General features: G+C 44.9%; 5 protein-coding genes. 3 read left to right on the forward strand and 2 right to left on the reverse strand.

The window, feature by feature from the left end; genetic code table 11:
- A partial coding sequence (locus H6S82_RS18310; protein WP_191056512.1) for a DUF4079 family protein occupies positions 1–172 on the reverse strand: 172 nt, incomplete at its 3' end.
- A gap of 419 nt (positions 173–591) precedes the next feature.
- On the opposite strand from H6S82_RS18310, the gene H6S82_RS18315 reads away from it, so the two are divergent.
- Both H6S82_RS18315 and H6S82_RS18320 read left to right on the forward strand, forming a co-directional pair.
- Positions 592–2,130, forward strand: coding sequence for an ankyrin repeat domain-containing protein (locus tag H6S82_RS18315; protein ID WP_190468610.1), 1,539 nt, complete (start codon positions 592–594; stop codon positions 2,128–2,130).
- Positions 2,131–2,240: 110 nt separating this feature from the next.
- Entirely contained in the window at positions 2,241–3,089 is an 849-nt protein-coding gene (locus H6S82_RS18320; protein ID WP_190468608.1) for a hypothetical protein, read from the forward strand.
- A 126-nt stretch (positions 3,090–3,215) separates the two neighbouring features.
- Here H6S82_RS18320 and H6S82_RS18325 read toward each other — a convergent pair whose 3' ends face one another.
- Positions 3,216–3,977: an ester cyclase gene (locus tag H6S82_RS18325; protein ID WP_190468604.1), complete on the reverse strand. Its 762-nt coding sequence runs from the start codon at positions 3,975–3,977 to the stop codon at positions 3,216–3,218.
- Positions 3,978–4,388: 411 nt separating this feature from the next.
- Between H6S82_RS18325 and H6S82_RS18330 the strand changes: the two genes are divergently transcribed.
- Positions 4,389–4,861: hypothetical protein (locus H6S82_RS18330; protein WP_191056513.1), on the forward strand; the 473-nt coding region annotated here is incomplete at its 3' end.

Here is a 4,861-nt window from a genome sequence, read left to right on the forward strand (position 1 = left end):
TATACCTACCCTTAATTAACTCTTTCTTGGTTTCCCCTTCTGCAAATCTCGTGCGTTGGACTTGAATGCCCAGGTACATAGCATATAGGGATATGACTAAAAGTACCCACATGACAACGGGATGGATAAACTGACTCCAAACTTTAACGGACGCGGGGATTTCCAAGCTCATAATGGCGGATTGCTTAAGGAACTTTATAAAAGTTAGCATAAACTCCGTAATGACTCTTTGCAAAGTTACGGCTACCTCCCAGGTATGGTACCCAATCGGCAAAAATCTGCTATAAATCTAAGACTTGGAGCTAGTTTGTCAGCATTTGCCAACAAAGGAGGCGCTTTCATCACTACCGCTAATAGCTCTAGCAGGCGATCCCAGCAACTGCAAGCTTGACAGTTAAAAGAACGGATCGTCGGCTTCTTCACAGCCCTTATCCTGTGCAAACTTTGGTAAGAATCCCTAGATTTGCCCTAAATTTGTCCTACATTTGTATGATTATTCTGCATAAACTGAATGCAACCAGCAACACCGTCTTCTCAAGAGCCTAATTTAACGCTAAGTTGACATTGCTGGGGATGTGACGAGGCGCAGGCATGACTTCCACATTAGATAAAGATGTCTTATTAAGACGGGCAGCTCAAAACGGCGAAATCGATCGAGTACAAGTACTACTGGCTGAAGGTGCCAATATCAACGCCACAGACAAAGACGGTACCACTGCTTTGATGTTTGCCGCCCGCAATGGCTACACAGATGTTGTGCGACTGCTGTTAGAAGCAGGTGCAAACATTAACCTGCCTAGAAGATTGTACAAGCTAACAGCTTTAATGTTGGCAGCTGCCAGTAACCAAGTTGATGTCATTCCAACTTTGCTGGCAAGCGGCGCAGACGTAGATGCCAAAAATATCGACGGTAGCACCGCCTTAATGGTAGCGGCCTTGAAAGGTCATGCCCAGGTGGTACGGATATTGCTCGATGCGGGTGCCCAAGTCAACATTAAAGATAAAGATGAAGATACTGCTTTAACCATAGCCGCCGAACACGGTCACACAGAGGTCGTGCAAGCATTGCTGTCGGCTGGTGCGGAGGTAAATGTAACCAGTGGCGGAGAAACAGCTCTGACTCTAGCGGCAGGTCTAAATTACCCTGAAGCGGTCAAGGTGTTGTTAGCTGGCGGGGCAGATGCAAATGCCAAAACCCAAGAGGGCAGAACCGCGCTGATGTTAGCAGCCGAGTCCGGTTATAAATCGATCGTCGAGCAGTTGTTGGCTGCATCTACTTCCGGCTTGTGGGATAACTTAAAAATATTGCCGCCGCACAAGCAAACTATTATTGACCTTAATGCTAAAGACAAAGAGGGCGAGACCGCTTTAACGCTGGCAGCCGATCAGGGACACACTGCGATCGTACAAGCATTGCTCAACGCCGGTGCAGATGTAAATGCCAAAAATTTAGATGGATGGACAGCTCTAATGGCAGCCGCAGCAGGCGGTTATACTGCTATTGTCACTACTTTGCTGGACAAAGGTGCTGATGTTAACGCTAAAGATACGGATGGCGAAACTGCTTTACACCTGGCTGTAGTAGAAGGTTATGCTGAAGTAGTGCAACTTCTGCTCGATCGAGGAGCTGACGTTGGCGTGAGAAACGAACTTGGCGACACAGCTCTACACTTAGCAGCTTTACAAAATTACAGCGATATTGTAATATCTCTGCTAGAAAAGGGAGCCAATCCCAACGCCAAAAACCTCGGCGAGACGCCTTTAACTATGGCGGTAGGTCGTAGAAACACTGCTACAGTGAGAGAACTTCTCAATAGCGGTGGCGATCCCAACGTTCCAGATGATGATGGAAAAACTGCTTTGATAAAGGCATCTGAGCAAAACGATCTCTCCCTGATGCGGCTTTTAATTTCAGCGGGTGCTGATGTCAACGTTCAAGATCGTCTTGGTGCTACTGCGACAATCTGGGCGGCATCGCGGGGTTATGTGGAAGCTGTAAAACTTTTGCTGGACTCCGGTGCGGATGCGAGCATCAAAAATAAGGGTGGTTACACGGCTTTAACGATCGCTGAATTAAATGGCCACCGCAGTATTGTGAAATTGCTCAAAGAAGTTGGCGTACAGGAGTAGTTATTGAAGATGAAAAATATTTACTTTCTTTCTGCGAGAAGATTATCAATAATTCTTTTTGCGGTTTGCTCTTCTTCAGCCTCATAGATTATCCGATCGGAAAAAGTAGTATGCGATCGCGAGTTAAGTTATTATCGCTGACCGTTTGGATCACGGTTTCGCTCTTGATAATTGGCGCAACGCTGGTTGTGCTGGGAATTTTCAATGCAGCACTGAGATGGGATATTTTCAGCCCACAAGTTGAAGCTGTTTTATACGGAATCTTCGGTGCCAGCGTTGCTCTCAGTGCGTTTGGTGTCGCCATTACTTTCGTGTTGGGCATTCAAGAAATAGTCAAAGCAGTGGCATCGCTTCGACCTAGCCAAGAAAGAGATGCTTCTGGTGCGATCGCACCAGAAGCCCGTCGGCGCACCTACGCGGCATATATGGCGGGTCTGGTAGCTGTTCTTTCTGCTCTAATCGGCTTTCTTTCCTTAATTAATTATCAAATTCAAGTTCATCGCAATAAAGTATTTAAACGTATTGCATCCGAACAAATTCAAAGCCTCAACAGTAAATTTGTGCAGCAGATTGCACCCTTGAAAAATCCTCCCAGAAATAAAGTACCGATAACCCTTGACGACTTAGTTCAAAATGTTAATAAATTATCCTTTGTTGAGCGCCTCACACTTTATGTGCCCGATCCAAATGATAATTCGGTCATCTGGAGCTATACATCTTGGGGAAATTATGATAATAAAAATGGTTTCGCACGTTTAATTGTTTCCAAAGACTTTGAAAAAGCGATCGCACAAGCCTTAAAAGGCGATTCTAAATTGCTAAATACGCTCAATAATCGCACAGACTTTAAATGGTACTACGTTGTCAGAAACCAACAAGGTAAACCTCTTGGGGTACTCAGAATAGATGGCAATCAAAGAGAGAACTTTAGGGAATACTCATTAGGCAGTCGATCGTAAATATTTTGACTCTTCCTTACTTGTAGTGGAAAACCCTGGTTTTGGAGAGCCTAAACTGGGAAAAAGAGCATAAGAGATCGGAAATTAGTGCAACTTTTTAACAGCAGCCGGCAGTCCCAACGCCCTTTAAAACATCGTATTGTCGTTGGCAGCAGTTTCGGGAATTGGCTGCATGACATCCCAATGTTCGGCAATTTTGCCATTTTCTATGCGGTAAATATCTGCTACAGCTGCACCACGGTCTGCGGGATTGAACTTGAGATGTACGTGTAGGAATACGTAGTCTCCCTCCGCCATGACACGCTTAACTTCCATCGTCAGTTCGGGATTTGCCTTTAAGAACTCTGTGGCGAATTCTATCAGCCCTTGACGACCGGTAACTACACCTGGATTGTGCTGCTTGTAGTCCTCCGTTAAGAACTGTTCGGCTACGGCAAAGTTTTTTTTGTTGAAAAACTCATCAAGGAACTTTACAGAAATAGCTTTATTGCGACGCTGCACAAGTCCAGGTAAGTTGGAGAATTCCGTGGGAGTTAGGTAAAGGCTTTCGATTTTCTCGACAAGAGCGCCGTTTGCTTCCGTCTCAGCAAAAATTGATTGCCATTCAGCATCGTTCTTGAACGCAGCCCAATTTTTCTCAGCCGCTTGCTTGCTTTCGTGCATCAGCAGGTAGATTAATTTTGTGTCCTTTTCTTCACCTTCCGGCGTCAGGTAGAGGACATTCGTCATACCGTGCTTTTCCAGCAGTCGGATTGCGTGTTCGCGGAATCGTTTTAGCAAAGCTGCCATCTTGCCAGGTAAAACCGTGTATGTTCGCAATTCGTAAATCATTTCTGTTGATGTATCGGTTGCAGAAATTGGTTGACCCGTCACATCGCTTAATACCATCTGTACATCTCCATATTTTAAGAAAGATATTCGATCGTGACAGGACTACTTTACCTGTGGAATAATCCCCAGTTCAACTGTACTCGATCGCGGACAAACGGCGATTGATGAAGATCGGGCCTTCGACGAATACGGACTGATAAGTTCATTAAAACTTTATATTAACGGTCAATATTTAAAGATTATTTAAAGGCCGATCGTAACTAAGCATATTCACGGCTGTATTTGTTTTTTATACAAGCTATATAACGCATAAATATGCTGATGATGCCCCAATAGTATCGGTGTGTGGATGTCTGACAGCAGCTACACCAGCTGATGAGACTCCTTTTGGTGGCCCTTTTCAGCTGAGTGAAAAAGAATCGGTCGATCGCTTTGTGCGATCGCCCTTCAAGCTATAGGAGCCAGCAAATGTCCACTTTCGATATCGGTTCGATCGACAACCAGTACACAGGTACAGACGCTCTTAGCATAGCGTACCCCGATGATACCTACAGCTTCAAACTTACTGACCCCAGCAGCTTAAAGCTATCCCTCACCGGAATGAGCGACTCAGTTGACTGGCAACTTAAGAACAGTTTAGGTAAAATTTTGTACAGCGGTTCGGTTAACGCCACGAATCCAGAAGGTATTAATCTATATAATTTGGTGGCTGGTGACTATTCTCTACAATTGTCCCAAGTGAGTGGCGATACTAACTACACCCTGAATATCGACCCCCTGACTGGCTTGGACGTGGAATCGGGTTATTTTACTGTCGGGGAAGCAGGAAAAGTAGAAGTAGATTACTTAATTGATGGGGGCTGGTATCAAGGTGAATTAGCTATTTTCAGTTTAACTGGAATGGAGTTATTCGAGCCGGGAAAAGAAGCATTTATTAAAGA

This window comes from Planktothrix sp. FACHB-1355, from assembly GCF_014748295.1.
GTDB lineage: Bacteria > Cyanobacteriota > Cyanobacteriia > Cyanobacteriales > Aerosakkonemataceae > Aerosakkonema > Aerosakkonema funiforme_A.